The 868-nt window shown below is 66.9% G+C and carries 1 pseudogene; it reads right to left on the bottom strand.

The annotated features are described in order from the left end of the window. A pseudogene (locus ACTMTI_RS56930) lies at positions 1-868 on the bottom strand (DNA-directed RNA polymerase subunit beta); the annotation flags it as partial.

Genomic DNA, 868 nt, shown 5'->3' with positions numbered 1-868 from the left:
TCTCCAGTACCTGGCCGACGTTCATCCGGCCGGGCACGCCCAGGGGGTTGAGGATGATGTCGACCGGGGTGCCGTCCTCCAGGAACGGCATGTCCTCGACCGGCAGGATCTTGGAGATGACGCCCTTGTTGCCGTGGCGGCCGGCCAGCTTGTCACCATCGGTGATCTTACGCTTCTGCGCCACGTAGACGCGGACCAGCTCGTTGACACCCGGAGGAAGCTCGTCGCCCTCCTCGCGGCTGAACACGCGCACGCCGATGACCTTGCCCTGCTCGCCGTGCGGCACCTTCAGCGAGGTGTCACGCACTTCGCGGGCCTTCTCACCGAAGATCGCACGCAGCAGCCGCTCCTCCGGCGTCAGCTCCGTCTCACCCTTCGGCGTGACCTTGCCGACCAGGATGTCGCCGGGCACGACCTCGGCGCCGATGCGGATGATGCCGCGCTCGTCCAGGTCGGCCAGGACCTCCTCGGAGACGTTCGGGATGTCGCGGGTGATCTCCTCGGGACCCAGCTTGGTGTCGCGGGCGTCGACCTCGTGCTCCTCGATGTGGATCGAGGAGAGGACGTCGTCCTGGACCAGCCGCTGGGACAGGATGATCGCGTCTTCGTAGTTGTGGCCCTCCCACGGCATGAACGCCACGAGCAGGTTCTTGCCCAGCGCCATCTCACCGCTGTCCGTGCACGGCCCGTCGGCGATCACCTGGTTGACCTCGACCCGGTCGCCCTCGGCGACGATGGGCCTCTGGTTGAAGCTCGTGCCCTGGTTGGAGCGCTTGAACTTCGCGACGCGGTAGGTGGTCCGGGTGCCGTCGTCGTTCATGACCGTGACGTAGTCGGCCGAGACCTCCTCGACCACGCCCGCCTTCTC

Origin of the sequence: Nonomuraea sp. H19 (assembly GCF_052068215.1) — a bacterium.
In the GTDB taxonomy this organism is placed as follows: Bacteria; Actinomycetota; Actinomycetes; order Streptosporangiales; family Streptosporangiaceae; genus Nonomuraea.
This window is presented reverse-complemented; position numbering and strand designations above follow the sequence as displayed.